At 48.3% G+C, this 17984-nt stretch carries 20 protein-coding genes and 2 tRNA genes; 8 read left to right on the forward strand and 14 right to left on the reverse strand.

Translation table 11 applies throughout. From position 1 onward, the window contains the following. Positions 1–2 precede the first annotated feature (2 nt). Both VF575_03355 and VF575_03360 read right to left on the reverse strand, forming a co-directional pair. Positions 3–413, reverse strand: a complete 411-nt coding sequence (locus tag VF575_03355) for an NUDIX hydrolase (protein ID HEX8182615.1) — start codon at positions 411–413, stop codon at positions 3–5. Next, positions 410–1015, reverse strand: coding sequence for an HAD family hydrolase (locus VF575_03360; protein ID HEX8182616.1), 606 nt, complete (start codon positions 1013–1015; stop codon positions 410–412). Before VF575_03360 ends, VF575_03355 begins: the two co-directional genes overlap by 4 nt. Positions 1016–1258: 243 nt before the next feature. Here VF575_03360 and VF575_03365 point away from each other — a divergent pair, with 243 nt between their 5' ends. The 4 genes from VF575_03365 (at position 1259) to VF575_03380 (ending at position 3708) form a co-directional block, all read left to right on the forward strand. Continuing rightward, positions 1259–2029 (forward strand): hypothetical protein, encoded by a 771-nt coding sequence (locus VF575_03365; GenBank protein ID HEX8182617.1) that lies wholly within the window; start codon positions 1259–1261, stop codon positions 2027–2029. 85 nt (positions 2030–2114) lie between these two features. Continuing rightward, on the forward strand, positions 2115–2330 hold the full coding sequence (locus VF575_03370) for a hypothetical protein (protein HEX8182618.1): 216 nt from the start codon (positions 2115–2117) through the stop codon (positions 2328–2330). Positions 2331–2455: 125 nt separating this feature from the next. Continuing rightward, on the forward strand, positions 2456–2578 hold the full coding sequence (locus VF575_03375) for a hypothetical protein (protein ID HEX8182619.1): 123 nt from the start codon (positions 2456–2458) through the stop codon (positions 2576–2578). Between the two features lie 2 nt (positions 2579–2580). Further along, positions 2581–3708, forward strand: a complete 1128-nt coding sequence (locus VF575_03380) for a hypothetical protein (GenBank protein ID HEX8182620.1) — start codon at positions 2581–2583, stop codon at positions 3706–3708. 1509 nt (positions 3709–5217) lie between these two features. Here the strand turns inward: VF575_03380 and VF575_03385 are convergent. The 5 genes from VF575_03385 to VF575_03405 all read right to left on the reverse strand — a co-directional run bounded on the left by VF575_03385 (position 5218) and on the right by VF575_03405 (position 8214). Further along, a tRNA-Gly gene (locus VF575_03385) sits at positions 5218–5294 on the reverse strand. A gap of 270 nt (positions 5295–5564) precedes the next feature. Beyond that, positions 5565–5640: transfer RNA gene (locus VF575_03390), tRNA-Phe, on the reverse strand. Between the two features lie 242 nt (positions 5641–5882). After that, the gene (locus tag VF575_03395; GenBank protein HEX8182621.1) at positions 5883–6263 is read right to left on the reverse strand and encodes a hypothetical protein; all 381 of its coding nucleotides are present in this window, start codon (positions 6261–6263) and stop codon (positions 5883–5885) included. A 116-nt stretch (positions 6264–6379) separates the two neighbouring features. Then, the gene (locus VF575_03400) at positions 6380–7690 is read right to left on the reverse strand and encodes a trehalase family glycosidase (protein HEX8182622.1); all 1311 of its coding nucleotides are present in this window, start codon (positions 7688–7690) and stop codon (positions 6380–6382) included. Positions 7691–7767: 77 nt separating this feature from the next. After that, positions 7768–8214: a MarR family transcriptional regulator gene (locus VF575_03405; protein HEX8182623.1), complete on the reverse strand. Its 447-nt coding sequence runs from the start codon at positions 8212–8214 to the stop codon at positions 7768–7770. A gap of 185 nt (positions 8215–8399) precedes the next feature. Here VF575_03405 and VF575_03410 point away from each other — a divergent pair, with 185 nt between their 5' ends. Continuing rightward, on the forward strand, positions 8400–8786 hold the full coding sequence (locus tag VF575_03410; GenBank protein ID HEX8182624.1) for a DUF4383 domain-containing protein: 387 nt from the start codon (positions 8400–8402) through the stop codon (positions 8784–8786). A 246-nt stretch (positions 8787–9032) separates the two neighbouring features. Here the strand turns inward: VF575_03410 and VF575_03415 are convergent, their stop codons facing one another. Together VF575_03415 and VF575_03420 are read right to left on the reverse strand one after the other, a co-directional pair. Next, positions 9033–10064, reverse strand: coding sequence for a glycoside hydrolase family 5 protein (locus VF575_03415; GenBank protein ID HEX8182625.1), 1032 nt, complete (start codon positions 10062–10064; stop codon positions 9033–9035). 79 nt (positions 10065–10143) lie between these two features. Beyond that, positions 10144–10329, reverse strand: a complete 186-nt coding sequence (locus VF575_03420; protein HEX8182626.1) for a hypothetical protein — start codon at positions 10327–10329, stop codon at positions 10144–10146. Positions 10330–10481: 152 nt separating this feature from the next. On the opposite strand from VF575_03420, the gene VF575_03425 reads away from it, so the two are divergent. Further along, positions 10482–11453, forward strand: coding sequence for an SGNH/GDSL hydrolase family protein (locus VF575_03425; protein ID HEX8182627.1), 972 nt, complete (start codon positions 10482–10484; stop codon positions 11451–11453). Between the two features lie 89 nt (positions 11454–11542). On the opposite strand, the gene VF575_03430 is transcribed toward VF575_03425, so the two are convergent. Further along, a complete protein-coding gene (locus VF575_03430; GenBank protein ID HEX8182628.1) occupies positions 11543–11926 on the reverse strand; it encodes a hypothetical protein in 384 nt (127 codons plus the stop codon). A 171-nt stretch (positions 11927–12097) separates the two neighbouring features. Between VF575_03430 and VF575_03435 the strand changes: the two genes are divergently transcribed. Continuing rightward, positions 12098–13105, forward strand: a complete 1008-nt coding sequence (locus VF575_03435) for an SDR family oxidoreductase (GenBank protein HEX8182629.1) — start codon at positions 12098–12100, stop codon at positions 13103–13105. A 10-nt stretch (positions 13106–13115) separates the two neighbouring features. On the opposite strand, the gene VF575_03440 is transcribed toward VF575_03435, so the two are convergent. Together VF575_03440 and VF575_03445 are read right to left on the reverse strand one after the other, a co-directional pair. Further along, positions 13116–13664, reverse strand: a complete 549-nt coding sequence (locus VF575_03440) for an alpha/beta fold hydrolase (protein HEX8182630.1) — start codon at positions 13662–13664, stop codon at positions 13116–13118. A 73-nt stretch (positions 13665–13737) separates the two neighbouring features. Further along, the gene (locus VF575_03445) at positions 13738–14871 is read right to left on the reverse strand and encodes a hypothetical protein (protein ID HEX8182631.1); all 1134 of its coding nucleotides are present in this window, start codon (positions 14869–14871) and stop codon (positions 13738–13740) included. A 332-nt stretch (positions 14872–15203) separates the two neighbouring features. Here VF575_03445 and VF575_03450 point away from each other — a divergent pair, with 332 nt between their 5' ends. After that, on the forward strand, positions 15204–15656 hold the full coding sequence (locus VF575_03450; protein ID HEX8182632.1) for a hypothetical protein: 453 nt from the start codon (positions 15204–15206) through the stop codon (positions 15654–15656). 15 nt (positions 15657–15671) lie between these two features. On the opposite strand, the gene VF575_03455 is transcribed toward VF575_03450, so the two are convergent. Together VF575_03455 and VF575_03460 are read right to left on the reverse strand one after the other, a co-directional pair. Further along, a complete protein-coding gene (locus VF575_03455) occupies positions 15672–16667 on the reverse strand; it encodes a hypothetical protein (GenBank protein ID HEX8182633.1) in 996 nt (331 codons plus the stop codon). Positions 16668–16917: 250 nt separating this feature from the next. Beyond that, positions 16918–17862, reverse strand: a complete 945-nt coding sequence (locus VF575_03460; protein HEX8182634.1) for a DUF2807 domain-containing protein — start codon at positions 17860–17862, stop codon at positions 16918–16920. Positions 17863–17984: the final 122 nt, after the last annotated feature.

The raw sequence follows: 17984 nt of genomic DNA on the forward strand, positions 1-17984 counted from the left end.
ATTTAAGTATGTAATTCTGGATTATAGATCTTTATAAACTCTTTAACCTGCGGGAATAGATCCTCTTTATCAGCCTCGTCTTTATTAAAGAATCGCAGCTCAATACACTCGTCAGATGGAGTAAAGTTAAGGTCTTTTAGTTTTATCTCATAAATAATGTTTGCAACATAACCCTCTCGCCCAACTTTAGGCGCAGTTACGAAGTACTTTGGAGTCGAGGATACTTTGATTATTTCAAGGCCAGTCTCTTCTTTTATTTCTCGTTTCAGGGCTGCGATCGGATCTTCGCCGTGGTCTAAGCCGCCGCCAAGTAGTTCCCATTTACCATTATCTTCTTTCGCCAATAAGAATCTGCCCGTTTCGTCTATCGCAATCCCTTTGACGCTAACTCGAAAGTGGTTCTGATCGTTCATCTTTGCGCCTCATTGAGTAGATCCTTTATCTGCTGATTGGATTTAAAGAGTCTAGCATCTATGCCTAGTGCTTTCGCTGTATTGATCTTTGACTCGCTATCGTCAAAGAAAATAACTTCATTCGGCTTCAAGTCAGGATAATCGTCACCTAACTTTTGCAGCACTAGCTCAAAAAATCTTGAATCTGTTTTTGTGACACCAAGTTCGGCCGAAACAAAATAGCCACTAAATAAGTCTTTGAACATTACATTTTTCATATACTCTGCGCGATACTTTTCTTGGTCGGTAGCGAGATAGCAAGGAATGCCTCTGCCCTTAATGTCGGCAATAATTTTGAGAAGTTCTTCGTTGCGTACGTCTTCGGTTTTGAACCAGTATTCAAGGAGTTCGTCTACACTACCCTCCCATTGCCATAGCTCAGGGTTGGCAACCATATGCTCTTTTAGATCCTTCGCACCTGTCACAATTGACTGCCACTCGTTTCTAAAAAAGTCTTCAAATAACTCCGGGTCAAGCGCATGAGAGCGCGCATAAACAATTGAAAATACGTCTTCAGGTAATGTTAAAACGCCATCAGCGTCGAATAAAATACACTTAGTCATTTTTACCCCTATTTAAGAGCTTCATTATATCTTCCCGCCTGTAGCGCCTGTCGCCCCGTGTGCCGAAACGTACGGCAACTAGGTAGCCTTTAGCGTCCCATGCCCGCAATGTGTTCGCGTGGCAATTTAATAGCTCACACGCTTGCTTGAGCGTTAGGAGCTTCGGTTCTTTTTTCTCTGGATGTGGCATACTATAACTATACAATACTTACCAGCAGGAAGATAAACTAGCAGATACGAATTATGGATGCTTTAGAAGACCTCGCCGATTTTTATAAAGTATTTTTATTATCAGAATATGCCATCAGAATTTACAAAATATATGATGCTTTCTTTGCAGATAACGATATACCGCAGGAAGATGATCATCTCAACAATTTATATGCAGCCCTGGTTATAAAAACTGACAAGTTGCTTGAGCATCCGAGACTAGCTGGCTATCGTAGCTCACGCCCGAATATACACCGCAGTTTTGCAGGAAGGCTTAATGAGATATCAAAAGAGTACGACGCCGACTTCAAGACAAGGCTCTGGAAATTCTATGAGAATGCGAACAGTATGGTAGCTGAATTAGCCGCGGATATGGGAGGCTATCATATAGGAGACCCTAACATACGTTTGTTCTTTGAGGACATAGATTTTTCTATCAAGGATCATGTAGCAATGCTCAGAGGTTTAGATAACGGCCTCACTAAACACTCTGAGCCATCGTTTAAGCTAAGAGCCAAAATTAAATTTAACTCCAATACAAGCATTCTTACTTTAGATCGCAGAACCTGTGATATACCCGATGAAACGCTTGAGCATTATATTTGTAAGCTCACTTTCAAAAATCGTAATGTTGCTGCACTAGAAGATGATATTTTAGAAAAATCAGTAAAAAGTCAGAATAGCCAACGAGCAGTTTATGATGCAATGTTGCGTGTAAATAAGAAGGCGAAAGCCGAGTTAGGTATCGACAAGCTGCTGGTTTACAAAGCAGCTAAGCTACGCATAAATAAAAAATATCAGTAGTAATTTGTGAGTGAACTGTGAGTCAGTGAGCCTCTAACTCCAGTCGTATTCCCCCCACGTAGTCTCATAAATGAGGCTATTTTTTATGTCCACACAAAATCAACCACAACCAGCAGAACCACCAAAGCATACCGAACAAGGCGTGGCTGTTGAGTTGAGTGCGGAAGCACTGCACAACCTGACTGGTTATTTTGATGTGCTCATTCAGATGGACTTTGCACAAAAGCAACGTAACAAACTGAGGAGTCAAAGCAATGACCGAGTTAGAACTACAAAAGATAATGGCGCGAGTGGCGCGTGAATGTCACATACAGCGATCGGTTGCCATCAAGCGCGGCATACAACGCATGCGCACTAAAAGTGGAGCTGTGATCGCTTACCAATTTGAAGATAACGGATCATATGTTCGTTTGGGGAGGGTCGGAAATGAAAAAGCTAGCATATAACCTTCTGCAGCGCAGTCTTCGAAAGCTGATCGACTGGCTCATGACAGCATGGCTCTGGGCCAACAAGCGTGAGAAGCAAGTTGAAGAAAGTTATCGGAAATAGTCATGGTAGATACGATCAAGTTACTGCTAAAAATCGACGACCCTATGGTTCTTAGCAAAGGTGCTTTTACGCCATTAAGCGTCAAGCAGCTCATGCGAGCGGGAGGCATGACAAGAACTTTTCTAAATCCCTCGTCGAAGTATGCTTCGCACCTCGGTAAGTATATGCCGCGCCTGACACTACATAGACGGGCCGCAAAAACCATCGGTGTCGTTTACCAGTTAGCCGTTGAGTTCTCAGCGCCCAAGCTGCTATACGGTAATAACTTCAGCGAGGTGGAAGAAGAGGATTTCATCATGATCCTGATGGTGTTGCGGGATAGGATTCACGAGCTCACGAGTTACAAATTCACTCTTAGCGAGCTGGCAGCGGCAGATGTTGGGTCATGGCACCCATGTAAAAACGTCATCTTTAGGGGCTACATATCAGCTCAGACAATCCTTGGCACCGTCCCCAAGCTAGATGTCAGCAGACTCTACGATGTGCAACGCACTAACTTTCGGGACGGTCATGTCGTGCATATCCACTGCAATTCAGTAGATGTCGCCTTTTACGATAAGCTAGCCGATCTTCGCAAAGCAGCAGTCAGTGATAAGCGAGCATTCGAGGACGATAGCGCGATCCAGCTAAGGCATCTGGCGAGTCTTGAGAAAAGTGGGGTCACGATACTACGTCAGGAGGTGCGCTTGGGTGGTAGGCAGGCCATTAAGCGAGCCTTCTCTGATTTGGACAGCTGGACGTTTGAGTCACTATATAAGGCCGAGTTATGTCAGGCAACGCTACTAAAGCATTGGCATCGACTTAGTAATTCGGTGGATATGCTTAGCCTCGATGCCGCCAGACCCTATGAGCTATTGCAAAACTACATGCTCGATAGTCCAGACGCATCAGCCAAAGACGCATTAGCAGCCATTGGTAGCCTGTTGGTGTGTGGGCAGGAGGGCGTACTCGGTCTACGTAACTTGATAGAGCCACAGTACGGTTCTAATGTGTGGTATCGCATTAAGAAACTGGTACGTAATCCTTCCGCACACCGTTTTACGCATTTTCAACATGTGCAAAACACCCTTGAAACATTCAAACCGCTACGGATGTCAGACATAAAATTGTTTGAAGATGATAGTAAGTAATGGTAAGTTAGTAAGGAGTAATATATGGAAAAACGAATTCTTATAGCCAGAGTATCAGACGTTGAGCAGCGCAAAGCACTGCCTGCACAACGCCAAAGGCTAGAGAACTATGCCAAACAACTTGGCGGCCCCTACGAGTATTTTGAGTTTGATGAGAGCGCCTATAAAGAAGCTCGGCAAAAGTTCTCTCAGCTCGTAGAGAAAATCAGAACCCTCGACCACTTTGCGATTATTGTCTTCGATAAAATAGATCGTTTTACCCGTGACGCTTCGCAGTCTGAAGTGCGAATAATGGGTGGCTTGGTCGAGAAGGGCAAGATCGAGATGCACTTCCCGTCTGATAACTTGGCGATCACCAAGGACTCACCTGCTACCGATCTCTTCCGACTGGGTATTGGCATGCTGCTGGCAAAGTACTATTCGGATGCCAGCCGTGATAATGTGAAGCGCCGCTTCGAACAAATGCTAAACGATGGCATATGGGTACACCGCGCGCCGACTGGTTACAAAAATGTGATCACGGGTGGCACGCCTCAGCGCCCCACTAAAGACATAGAAGTCGATCAAGCCAAAGCTCACTTTGTGGTTAAAGCATTCGAGATACGGGCGCAGGGTATCTCGTACGGCATGATCGCAAAAGAACTTGGCAAGATGGGCTTCAGTAGCAATGTCGCTGGCAACAAACCGCCGACTAAAGCATTTCTAGAGCGCATGCTTAATAACAAGTTCTACTACGGAGTAATGACGCACTCGGGTAGAGATTACCCTCACAAATACGAACCCTTAATTGAGCGCTCCCTATTTAACCAATGCCAGTCGGTGCGTGATAAACGCAAACACGACAAGACCAAATATGACAGCATCGACTATACCTTTAAGAAGATCGTGAGCTGCGGCGTATGCGGTCGCGCCGTATCACCTTTTAAGGCGCGGAATACGGTCTATTTACGATGTGCCAGCGCCGGTAAGTGTGGTGATCCGAATACGGCGGAGAGTTTGGTGATAGATCCCGTGTCCGCCGATATGAGCTTTGTCGGCATACCAGAAGAATGGTTAGAACAGATAATTACTGAGCTGCGCAAGCGTCATGACGACCAGCAGCAATACTATGGTAAAAACATTGAGCAGACTAGAGCGGAATACGATCGCCTAAAGTTGAAGATGAAGCGACTCTATGATGATTACCTCGACGGGCGTATTACTCAGCAGACTCACGACGATTACGCCAACGAGATGGAATCTAGGCAACAAGAACTCAATGATCGCCTAAAAGTTCTAACAAAGGACAATAAGAGCTTTCAAGTGACCGCTTCATACCTGTTAGACCTAGCACAGCGAGCTGAACTGCTCTTCAAAACCAGTGACGAAGGGCTAAGACAGAAGCTCCTTGAATACGTACTTTCAAACATTGAATTAAAGGATAAGAAGTTGTCGTATATGTTCAATAACCCCTTTGGAACAATCGTCGAGGCAAACAAAAAGGCCCTTGCGGGCCAAAATGATACTATTTGGTGCGGGTCAGGGGACTCTAACCCCTGGCCTCGTCCTTGGCAAGGACGCGCTCTAAACAACTGAGCTAGACCCGCATAACTAACTTGCTTGATTATACGTAACAGAGGCGACTATTGCAAGACCGTCTCACTTTGAATCATCTTGTTGTTTCTTTAGCTCTCTATAAACACTATACGTTATAGATCCACCCGCCGCGTCTTCGACATATGAGTTGTGAGTTAGTTCCAGGACCGCTAATATACAAATAACGGTTGTGTATCGAGGTCATCACTGCCACATGTATCGTCATCACGTAAAAACCGGTCGATTATGACCGGTTTTTACAATTCTTAGGAAACTAACTGTGGTGGCTCCTCCCAGACTCGAACTGGGGACACGCGGCTCTTCAGGCCGCTGCTCTACCAACTGAGCTAAAGAGCCGTTTGACGTACAACAGAGGTCATTTTACCTGATAAAGTGCCCCGAGGCAAGCTAACCAGCCGGTATTGTCTTGATTTACCCGCATGAAGAGCAATATTGCCTTGGTGCGTAATAAATCAGTAGCTATACATCTTGCTAGCAACAAACTCGCTATTGAATATTGTCACAAAACTGGGAATCAAAGCTTTGTCAGTACCGAGAGCTGTCATCTGCGCCGTTATAATTCATGAAGAAAAAGGAACTTATCGTAGCGTCGGGTCCCCCGCCTGCTGTTGCAGCCCCTGAGCCTGACTCTTCAAATCCTGCATGGCACCTTCTTTGCTGCGGGCTTCCTGCTCGAGACTGGCGGACTTCTGCTGGACCTCGGTTTTTTTGTTGTTTATCTCGGTTTGTAGATATTGGACTCGGGCAGATAATACTGCAATGCGCTGCGCATCGTCGCCAGCCCGGTCCAGCTCAAGCTGCCGTACTTTGAGTTCGGTCTGCATGGTCGTGATGTCATTGTCAGTCCGATACTTGAAATTGGTCGCTTCACTGCGGAGTTGATCTGCCGACTGCTTGACGGCGGTTGCGGCTTGCTGCAGATTCGATGCTGCGACTTTGAGATATGCGTCTGCTGCCATTATTTCTCCTATCGTTTTATTGATGATTAGAGTTCAGTATAGGGCGGCCAACGATATCTGGCGATGAGAATATTCACAGTATAGAGAACCGTGCAGTCATGCAGCTCTCTACAGGCCTATTGCTTGGGTGGCGTATCGATATAATCTTGGCAGAGGCGTTCGAAGACGGCGTTCGTCCAGCCAAAGCCAGTTTGCGACGGATAAACGCCTTTGACAGGGGGTTTCTCAGGATTTACGACATGGTACTTTTCCAGGAAAACGCCGTTGGCATTAAACCAGTTGAGATTTGTCTTCAGCCATTTCATGGCAATCCGGCGTGCATCGTCGTGATAACCATAGCGCTCCAGCGCTTGAATGACGATAAACTGCAGTGGCGCCCAGCCGTTAGGATAGGCCCACTGTGTTGGCAGCGAACCCGGCGTTAGCTGCTGGCCGAGCGGTAGAGCATCAGTTGTCGCTAGACCACCCTTATTTTCAAACTTACGAAGTGCCCGCACCATTTGTTTGGCCTGTGCTTCGGTGACCATACCGGCCCACATCGGAAAATATGCCGCCAGCGAGCTGATCGATCCGCGCTTCAGGCGCTTATAGTCGTAGTCGTAGTATAAGCCGCGAACCTTGTCCCACATCAAGTCATTCATCGAGCGTTTGCGGGCATCAGCTGCCTGTTCCCAGCGGATGGCATCGCGCTTGTCACCGTAGATACGAGCTGCCCGGGCAAAGTCCATCTCATATTTATACAACAGTGCATTCAGATCAACAGGTAAATAATTTAGCGCCTTCCGGCCGAAGCGCGGCGTCATGTCCCAGCCGCTTTCGGCTTCAGCCAGATCATGGAGATAATTGATATCGTAATACCGAGACAAACCGTTGTGCACCAGCCGCTCATTCGGCTTTTTGATACCCATCCACACGATAGCGTACTCTTCTTTGGCAATTTCAATTGCCCGTGCCAGCCATTCGTCGCCCGGGTCATATGCCTGATAGACGTCAAATATAAAAGTTGTCAGAAAGGGCGGCTGCGAACGACCCATCAGATACATCCGGGAGGCGTTCGGGATGACTCGGAACCGTTCGAAAAGATGTAGTAAATCTTCGAGAATGCCCATGACTAGCTTCTTGTGATCTTTGTCGATCATACCCTGGACCATGAAGAAACTATCCCAATAGTACAGCTCATTGTAGTCAAATCCAGCGTCTTCGGTAAAAGACGGTACTAAATACGGATGCGGAACACCCAGCAGACTTTCGTCGTCCTTTGGATGATACCGTTCAAGCTTCGGCCAGTAGGCCGTGATGTAGTCGCGGGCGATTTGAACATCAGTGGCCGTCAGTTCAGCATCTGGCCTGAACGGAAACAAACCCTTGCCCCGCAAGGCAAGAATTCGAGCTTGATCTTTAGCTTGATTAGCAGCATCTCGTAACATAATATATTCAGCCTACCATAGGAGGTCCTGCCCGCGTCAAGCAATATAATTCAATATTGCTCATTCTACAGACTTCTCTAAGCCGGACTCCCGACCATACTTTGCAGTACCTTGAAATAGGTTTGTAAATCCTGCAGTGAGACGTCCTTGGTCATACCGGCAACTTGCTTCTGGAGGCGCGACTCAACAACCTCGATAATTTCCTTTGCCTTGCTGGTGACATTCAGTACCTTCTCTCTCTTATCGGGCGTGCGTACTACGCTAGTAATGAGACCTCGTTTGCGGAGTGGGCGCGACATCATGGTGACAAGCGGCACTTCAACATGCATGAATTTAGCCAAATCCGTCGTGCGTAGTCCCGCCCTGATATCGTTCAGACGGCTGATTATCAGCCACTGCGTCAGATTCAGCTCATACTCTTCGAGAATAACCTTTATGCGTGACTGCAGTTTTTTGTTTGCAATCACCTGCAAGGCAGCACCTCCGTATAATATTGGCGCTTCTTGGAGTTTTTTCTTTGTCATCGTCACCCCCTTTCGGCATTATTTGTTCAATAGACTGAAAGCAAAGATAATACATCCTCGTACGTCCAGCATACAACATATAAATTAGTTAGTGCTGTTAATTAAATTACTTAAACATAGACAAAAAGAGTTATACTGATTTTATCAGGCAAAATGCTTGAATATAAACTCAACAGGAGGTTCTCATGTTAAAGAAAGCAGCTCTCGCTACAGGGATAGTGTTTTTGCTTATTGGAATTCTGGGTCTATTCGACGCTTTTACTCCAGACGGTAAACTACTCGGAATTTTCCTCGTAGATGGCGTACATAACGCAGTGCACATCTTGTCTGGCCTGGCAGCTCTTGCCGCTTCACAGCGCGCTGACTGGTCGAAGCTGTTTTTCAAAGTCATGGGTGTCGTCTACGCACTTGTCACTGTTCTCGGCTTTCTTGCCGGTGACGGCGGACAGGTCCTCGGCTTGTTCCATGTGAACACCAACGACAACTTCCTGCACCTCGTGCTGGCAGCAGCCTTCCTGTACCTAGGTTTTGGCGTTCCTGCTGACCGCGAGAGCACAGCAGCTCGAGTCTAGTCAGATTCGAATTGCGATGATAAAAAGTCCGGGCTTGCTGCCCGGACTTTTTAATTGCTAAGATTTCGAACCAAGCGGACCGTACAATTGTAACCGGTACCCAACCTGAATCTCAAAATCTCCGCCTAGAGTGGCAACCTGCGGGGCTGCCCCAAAATTGTTTTATCCCTAAAGATAAAAAATTTTAGGGGCGGACAGGTTGACGAGGCTCATGGGGAGGTTTTGAGATTCAGGTTTACCTATACTTTAGAGCCAGCCTTGCTCGACACAGTCACGGAAACTCCAAACATTCGGGCTACTTTCTGTACGGTAGGTCCAGTAAAACCACGCCGAGGACTGGCTATACGTCAGTAACTGCGTCGCTCCGTACGCCCGCCGAGCGGCAGCAACCTGCTGAGCATCAAGCCCCTTGAGAGATTCAGGATCAAGTGCGAGACTCCATTCCCCTACAATAATAGAGTGATGCCGCCGCATTGCAGCTAGCTCTCTCGGAATTTTGTGCAGTGTCTTATCTATATGGCCGGTTATGTCCAGTTTTTTATCTTTTTTGTTAAATGTCTGATACTGATGCGTATCCATTAACATATTTGAATATTTGTTACCGGTAAGCTTACGTTTCCAGCGGCGGGGACGAAAATTGTCGCTAAACACTACCCAGACATTCGGGCCACATTCCTTACGGATCAGTTGATAGGCCGCTTCGTAGTAATGCAATAGCGGGGCCCGCGGAACAGTCCACTTCGGTTCATTTAGCAGCTCGATACCAAGTAGCTGCGGATGCCGGGCATAGCGCTTTGCTAGCTTGCCGACGACAGTTAGTGTTTTGATAATATTTTGTTCATCAGTATGCCAGCCGCATACGCCGCTTCGCCCGCTATGGTCCCATCCGTTCTGCGAACCGGGGGCGGCGTGCATATCCAGCAACACAAATAGACCGGTTTCCGCGGCCCAGGCAAATACATTGTCAACGTACTCAATTGTTTTCATATACGGCGCCTCGTCACCGAACGTCCAGTAACCGACAGGGAGACGCACAGCGTCAATGCCATTGGCTTTCAGCCATACAAAATCATCTTTTGTGATAAACGTATCCCGGTGCTTTCGAATTCGGCTGACGGTAGCCGCACCGCCGTGCGTACACAAACTATATTCGTCGTTTGCCGTCATATTGCCAAACAAACCAGGTGTAATCCACTTTTCTAATACTAACCAGCCACCGAGATTGACGCCTCGTAATGGCGGATGCGAGACGGGCGCTCGTTTGCGCTTAAAAAACATATTGTAAAACCTCGTCATGTTGCCTGACATTATACACGTCGTGCAGAGTGGTCAAAACTGCTTCTCGCTGGGCAGTAGGTCAGTCGGCGCTGCCACTCGCCAGATGCCATAGATGACAATATTTGCATTTGTAGGCATGTACAGTTGTTCCATGCATATATTTCACGACGTTGGCCGATGCATCCGCTTCGCGCTTAGTGTCAAATGCTAGCTTGTTATTGCACGGCAATTCAGGTTCTTCATCATACTGCGAATCAAAATTCATATTCGTATAGTACCTTCATAGTCTTATGGCGGGATTGGCAATGAGTACTATTCGCATTATACTAATATTCTGTTAATTATTTGATGGCCGACACAAAATTCTATAGGTAATCTATAAATATATCGTATGATAATAAATTACGGAGGAATGTAATGAAGCGGTTATTTTTAGTAGGTAGTTTGCTGGCCGTAAGCGTGCTCGCGCTTGTTACGAACGGCACTACACAAGCACAAAGCACTACGCAAACGACGACGAATCAGACGCAGAGCAGCGGCAGTATCATATGGGATGGTCTATGGTCGGGACACAACTTTGACTTTAGCAATTTGGGATTCCCGGCATCGCCCCGACAGTCACCGACAACTTCTCCCAGTCCTGATGCAACGCGGACGTATGCTGCACTCGGAGATTCAGTTGCAGCCGGTCTCGGATTGCCCGGCATGTCTACGCCCACTGGCACCGACACGCGCTGCGGACGATCGACGCAGTCATACGCCTACGCAGTTGCGAGTTCAACAAACATGCCCCTGCTGCATGTTGCCTGCAGCGGCGCAAAAGTAGGAGACTTGTTTACCAAACAAGCTGTTGAGGGACCCAATATCACTGCCCAGCTCGACAGTGCATACGCATCCGGTACGCCGGAGTTGATTACTATTACCGCCGGTGCGAATGACGCACATTGGGATGAGTTTATCCGTGGCTGCTATGCCGCTAACTGCTCCAACCGCGCCACAACATTGCTCGCCAATGGTTATCTCGTGTCACTTCGCACAAAATTACATGTTGCATTGACCGCAATTGCTGAGCGAAGTAACAATAAGCCGCCACAGGTAATCTTGACTGGCTATTACAACCCCTTGTCGGCAACCTGTACGCAGTATCAGTCAAACATCACTGCCAGTGAGATTGCCTGGCTGACATCTGAAACCGATGCACTCAACAAAACCATCCAAAACGTCGTCAAAAAGTACCCATTTGCCAGCTTTGCTCCAGTCGACTTTACTGGTCATGACATATGTTCAGGCGATTCCTGGGTACAGGGACTGACTGATCCGGCACCGTTCCACCCGACTGCACAGGGTCAGCAAGCCATCGCCCAATCAGTGCTACGTGCCGTTAATTAACGCATGTATTCTATTTCGTTTGATACATTAACTCAGACAGATATCACTACGCTCAACAGCGCTAATAGGCATGAAGTTGTGATTCGTTATCAATGGTTGATGCCCGTCGGACTGAGGCTGCGGGCAGTCTCTGGGGGCTTTACGTATTTTTCTACTACCGAATAGCCGTCTTCTTTTTTTACAATCTGCTCGATTTTGTTCGTTTCGTGGCCATTCAAAATAATAAACCGGCTGCGGTTTTGGTGTATTTCGTTATATAAACTGGGTTTCATCTGTATGCGATTACGGCAATTCTCGTCGGAACATTCACAGTAGAAATGCAGCGGCGTATCATCTTCTGGGATTAGATACTCTTGGCCACTCTGTTTTGCTTCTTTGACGATTTCATCAAAATTCTGTCGGACCCGTTCATTGTATTGACGAAACACAACTTCATTTTCTGCCATCCTGCGGTGAGATACTGTCTCGCTCATATGTACATAATATCAAAAATATAGCGTAATGAAAGCAACCGTTCCGGTAACGGTAAGATATTACAGCCAGTCTTACGCTCTCTAAACAAGCAGCGTGAAATATTGGACAGCCATTATTACGGTGAGCGGATATGCTACAGGCAATAATCGTAATACCCATAGGAGCTGTCAATGGTAACAGAAAAAACATCGGGCAAGGTAGCAGTTATCACGGGAGCCAGCAGTGGCATAGGCTTGGCGACTGCGCTGGCTTTTGCCGAACAGGGATACAACGTAGTTTTGGCAGCTCGCCGCTTACAAGAGTTGGAACAAGCTGCCGCCGAATGCAAAGCTCATGGTGTCGGTGCACTGGCAGTAGCCGTTGACACCACTGATGATCAGGCCGTGCACCAGCTGGGCCAAGTTGCCGTACAAACCTTCGGCCACATTGATATATGGGTCAATAATGCAGCCGTCTATCTGACGGGTAAGTTCGAAGATGTTCCAATCGGTGACATGCGGCGGCTGATGGACACCAATTTCTTCGGTTATGTACACGGCAGCATGACCGCCCTGACACTGTTCAGGGCCCAGACATACGGCACTTTGATCAATGTCAGCTCGGTGAATGCTGCCGCCCCGCAGCCGTACGTCAGTATTTACAGTGCTAGTAAGGCCGCGGTCCGTACGCTTGACGAAAGCCTGCGGATGGAACTGCGGCTGGACGGCCTGCACAAACAAATCCATGTCTGTACTGTCATGCCTGCGTCAGTAGACACGAACCTGTTTCAGAATGGAGCCAATTATAGTGGCCGACGCGTCCAGGCCATCGAACCGGTATACGATCCACAGTATGCTGCCAAACATATCGTAGGGCTTGCGCACACGCCAAAGCGTGAGATTATCATAGGTCCTGCCGGTAAGCTTATGGCGCTGCACAATGCGCATATGCCCGCCAGCTACGAAAAGCAGGTTGGACGCTTTACGCGTGCCGATCTCCTAGACAGCGAACAGGCCGCGCCGCTATCTACTGGCAACTTGTACGCGCCGCTAGAAGAAAACCGCGGTATGCGCGGCGGCTGGCGTGAGGAGCGCGTCCGGGCTGACAAGCTTAATGCGGGTATGGGTATCGGGCTGGCAGTTGCTGCTGGCATGGCCGGACTTGGATTTTGGCTACTGCGGCGCTCATCCCGTTCGTAATGCTCTACGCTTATTCGGGCGGGTAGGCTTGTTCGATGTAGCGTATCAGTTCATTGAAATCCTGGCGTTTCTCGAAGTGACCACCACCAGGGATTTTGAACTTATCCGGACCAAGATGCACAGCGATATACGCAAATTCTGATTGCGGAATGTACGGATCGTCGTCGCCGTAGACGAGCGCGATTTTCTTTTGGTTTGCTTTGATGGCTTTCCAGTCCCACGGCGCGTCATAGTAGCCGCTTTGCTTTTCCAGCTCATCGCCAAGATCGGTATAGCATGGAGACATCAAAATAGATCCGCGCAGTTTATATAGTTCTGCATAGCGCATAGCTGCAACCGCCCCGGATGACCAGCCGATCAATACATCAGTCGGACCGACTTTTACTTCATCGTGGAGATATGGCAGCCAAATGTCCTTACGGGCGATATGCGGGTCGGGCATGGTCTCGAAGTGCGTATCGTAACCCATCCCTGTTAAATTCATTTTGAGCCACACAGCCCATGGCACCTGCCAGGTCGACGACTGATTGCCATGTACAAACACGAATCTAGGTTTCATGACCTCAGTATAGCAAACCATTTGGCAGCATTACTGTATAAGCACCGACGTGCGTACACATTGACCAAGCGGACTAAATTTTACCGTAATCCATCGGCATGGCCTGCATTCTGTCCCACGGGAAGTTCCTCATGATATTGTATCCGGGCACACCCTGCCGTAATCCATCCCATGGATTAACACCAGTGGCCTCATATGCCGGCTGGCCAGATTCACACACGATCGACACAGCGCCACTCTTGTCCTGAATGATAAATCCATATTGTTGCGCGGCGATTGCGATCGTTCTGGCAATAGGAGTCAGGTCGAGACTACTCACATTGACGGCCGGGTCAAGTCGAAACCTGATTCCCTCTGGAATTGTATGTGTTCCGTTCGGATCGTAGCCGTCACTGCGCTGCGCCGGCCAGGAAAAGATGTTGTATGCCTTAGCATCGACAACATTAAGGGACATGGCATGATCAATCTTGCCCGCCTGAATTTCTTTGATACGAATAACATTTCCAGAGTGCGGCAACCCTGTTGCTGTCGTGCCAAATCCACCACTGAACCAGCCTGGGTTAGTCGACACGTTATCTATCCGGCCTCCCCAGCAAGCTTGCCATTTTGGCGCAGCCGCCGTGCCTTGATTGGACGCTTTCCAGTATTCCCAAACCTTGTCGCTCGAAGGGCTGTAGATAGTCAGATTACCGTCAGCACCTGAGGCTGGATGAGCATCACTCGGAATCGGAACTTGTTTCCACTGTGCCGTTCCGGTATAGACATTCGACGGTATATAGCCTTTGTTCTGACAGTCATAAAACGCTATGTCAACTTTTGGCACTTCTGGACCAACGGTATATATTGCAGCCGAATAATCCCAGGTATTGAACGCCGCAACGCCGTTGTAACGACTAATGATTTGATTGCGCAGGTCAGCTACCATAGCCGGGCTGTTGGGATGAAGTGGTGCTCCAACAAGGGTTTTCCGCAGCCAAGATGATGTTGGAAAAATACTCGTCAGCGGCGCCATCCGGCTGTCAAAGCTGCTGGCAGTACGGGTTGAAAACTTAACTGCTCCGCCGGCTGACGCAGTGGTGTCGGTGACTTTGACTGCTGGCGCCGTTATCATACCCTGCTCAGGCTCGGTCAACGTTGAGGTGGCGGCCTGCGACACATACACCAGACTTGCCCCGATAATGCCGACGACCGCAACAGTGCATAGCATGACCAAATTTTTTTTCTTACTTTTGTGGATTTTAGATTTGGATTTCGGCACTGAAATTTGATTCCCTCTCATCCAATCATATCTACAAACGGAGATATGATTGTTGGCAAATATCTTATGCTTATATTGTATACGATGAGCATCTACATGCGCAACGACAAGACTCACCAAGCAACTGGCTCTGCCGCAATGCGGCCGTAATCGTACTAGAATTATGCCAGAAAATTGCTTATTGCACTTTATATTCATTCGGACCGTTATTTAATTGATAATCTGAGTAGCCGACATATGGTATAGTTTTTACTTGTTTGTAAATAACGGAGGGCCAACTTATGAATATATTACGAAACCGATGGTCCGTCGCTACAGTCGGAGTATTGAGCTCAACATTAGCCGTAGCCGCGTGTTCTTCGTCGGCCGAAGACAATCCACAGCCCGTACCTTCAGTCATGCAGTTGAACCCGCAGCCAACTCCAGTTATTGAAACAGTCTGTAAGGCCGATCGGCCAGAAAAATGGGGAAGTATCCCTGAATATTTAAATATAGAGAGATTAGCCGGTCGCCTGGCTGTGCCTTTTGATAATATTGTCCAAAACGGCAAATTTGGCCCGGCAATCTGTGAAATACCACTCAGTACAGATCGTATCAGTTCGATCGAAGCACCAATAGTAGAAGTAAGCAATATGGGTAGCCCCTGTGTTGTAATGGGCACTCAGGAACGTCCTGTTCCAGGTACCGTAACTCAGAGAATTCTGGCAGCCTGCGCCGATATACGTCGTATTTAGATTTTGCTCGCAAGTCTATGTGCGCAAAATTGTTGTAGCAACTTGGCTGACGTTCTCTAAAGCTACCGCACCTAAGGCTGCGGATGCATCAGCTTTAACTACTTCAATGACCGGTGACGACCCTTCAGCGGGGGCAGCATAATATACAGCTTTGTAATCGTGCGGATTGACCCAGACCTTTGTAAAGGCCTTCGTTAATCGTAGCGATGTTCCAGGCTTTCTTTGAATAGCCATTATTTTAATACGACTCGGATCGAGACGTGGTCTAATACCATTTTGCCAGTCTGGCTCATATGTTGCTGCGTGGTCAACGCTGGCCGTAGACAGGTGGTCTAGCAAATGTTTCGCAGGCGTTTCATCTCGGTCAATATTACCTGGCTCGTTGTCATAACGTATCCAGCTAGTCCAGCTGTGTTCAGTAGCAATAATCATTATACCGTTGTCCGTTAGCTGGTTGTACCAATTCGCAATAGCTTCCAGGGGATTATTGAGATACTGCAGCGTTTCGACAGATGTAATAATATCCACTGGCTCTGGCAATTTAACCGTTTCAATGTTGTCGGTGATCAAGCTTGGCTCGGCACCTGGTTCGGTCACTCCAGGCACAAGACTTTCAATGTACTCAAGCTCATTTGGCTGTAAACCGTCTAGTCCATAGTTAAATAAATCTACATTGGTCATCTTTAGCTTCTGCTTGAAGCCTGGCATACTGCCGAGTTGCCTCATTACTAACGCGCGGCCACCGCCCATATCTACCCAATCAACCGATTCTCCACCTTTTGTTTTGATTAAACCTTCAAGTACACCCTGTAGCGTGGTACGCTCTGCATCACCGATGGTTGATTTAATAAAATCAACTACAGCACTTCCCCGAGGTTCACGCCATTCCTGACCCGGAAAAATATAGTTATTGTATTCCGCAAGCAATCTGCCTTGAAATTTTTCAGCTTGCACGACCGTTTGTTCGGCAACGAGCGCATCATGGCTAGGTAATTCGAAATCAGTTGACATAATATATATTATATAATAAATGTATTGGCTATACTATGCGCCACTATTAACATTATTAGCAGCCAAAGTTACGAGCTCATAATGTATCCGACCGTTGCTGGCCCCTTTCTCTACACAGCTTTCGTCCTTTTGGACTCATCAGCATAAGCACACACTTATGAAGCAGTGTAACAAGCAAAAAGTATAGGAGTAGATACGAGAGAGGCGTAGCACCTGTGATAGCGTGCCACGCCTCTCTTCGTATCCACACTCACCAGCGTGGGCGATACGTGCGGCCGTTGGCCACGATGTTGCCCATCCCTGATACGCGTGCATCGACGTCACCGGAAACCCGGTTGGCATTGATGCTGCCCATCCCCGAGACCCTTAGGTTCGCGCTGTCGAGGACGGTACCACGGTGGTCGATCGAACCCTGGCCGGAGACGCGGGCACGCATGGAACGCGAGCTGCCACCGGCGACACGAATGTTGCCTTGACCCGACACGCGCGCGTCGAACTTGCCACTCACCGAACCGAGGATGAAATTGCCCTGGCCGGAGACATGGACGTCAGCCGACTCCTGGACGAGTTGCACCTCGGCATGACCTTGGCCAATAACCTCACCAGTGAGTTCGGTGACGTCGTAGGCGAAGATGTGTGTGTCGAAACGTGCAGTGAAGTCCAGAGCACCGCCCAGGTTCGGACCGATGCCGACCGCGCCGACTATATCGCCTACTCGGACGTTGGTACCGACCGGGACGATGATCGCAAGCTGGATGTGACGCGACAGGTCGACTTCACGTCCGCCAACGATCAGCCTGCGCTGTCCGCCACGACCATTGGTCGAGAAGCTGCCACCACCGATGTAGGCCGAACCGCTCATGATGACTACGTTGTCCCCGAACACGTTGTGCGAACCACCACCGGATTGACCCGGCTTGAACGGCAGCTCGCCCTCGATGTTCAGGACACCGCTCTGCACGTTGGCGCGCAGTCGACTGATCATCTCCTCGTCACCACCGAAGCCGGCGAGCGACACATGGTCGGTCTGCTGTGGCATGATGGCGACTTGTCCGAGCATGGTTTCCAGCTTGATGGTGTGCACCTCGTGGGGGTTCCAGCTCTCGATGATGCGCGGACGCGTCGTCGGCAGACCCTTGCGGTCGGCCAAGTCGCGGCCTGCGCCCAGGAACTGCTCGATCTCGGTACCGGCCATGAGGATCTCCTCAGATAGAAAGTGAATGAAACGGGTGGTTAAATAGAATGCTCATAGAGAGCCTACGATACAGATGATTTCTGCACACTAGGCTCCCTACGAACTCTTATACTTATTTGCTT

This window comes from Candidatus Saccharimonadales bacterium, from assembly GCA_036388415.1.
GTDB lineage: Bacteria > Patescibacteriota > Saccharimonadia > Saccharimonadales > UBA4665 > UBA4665.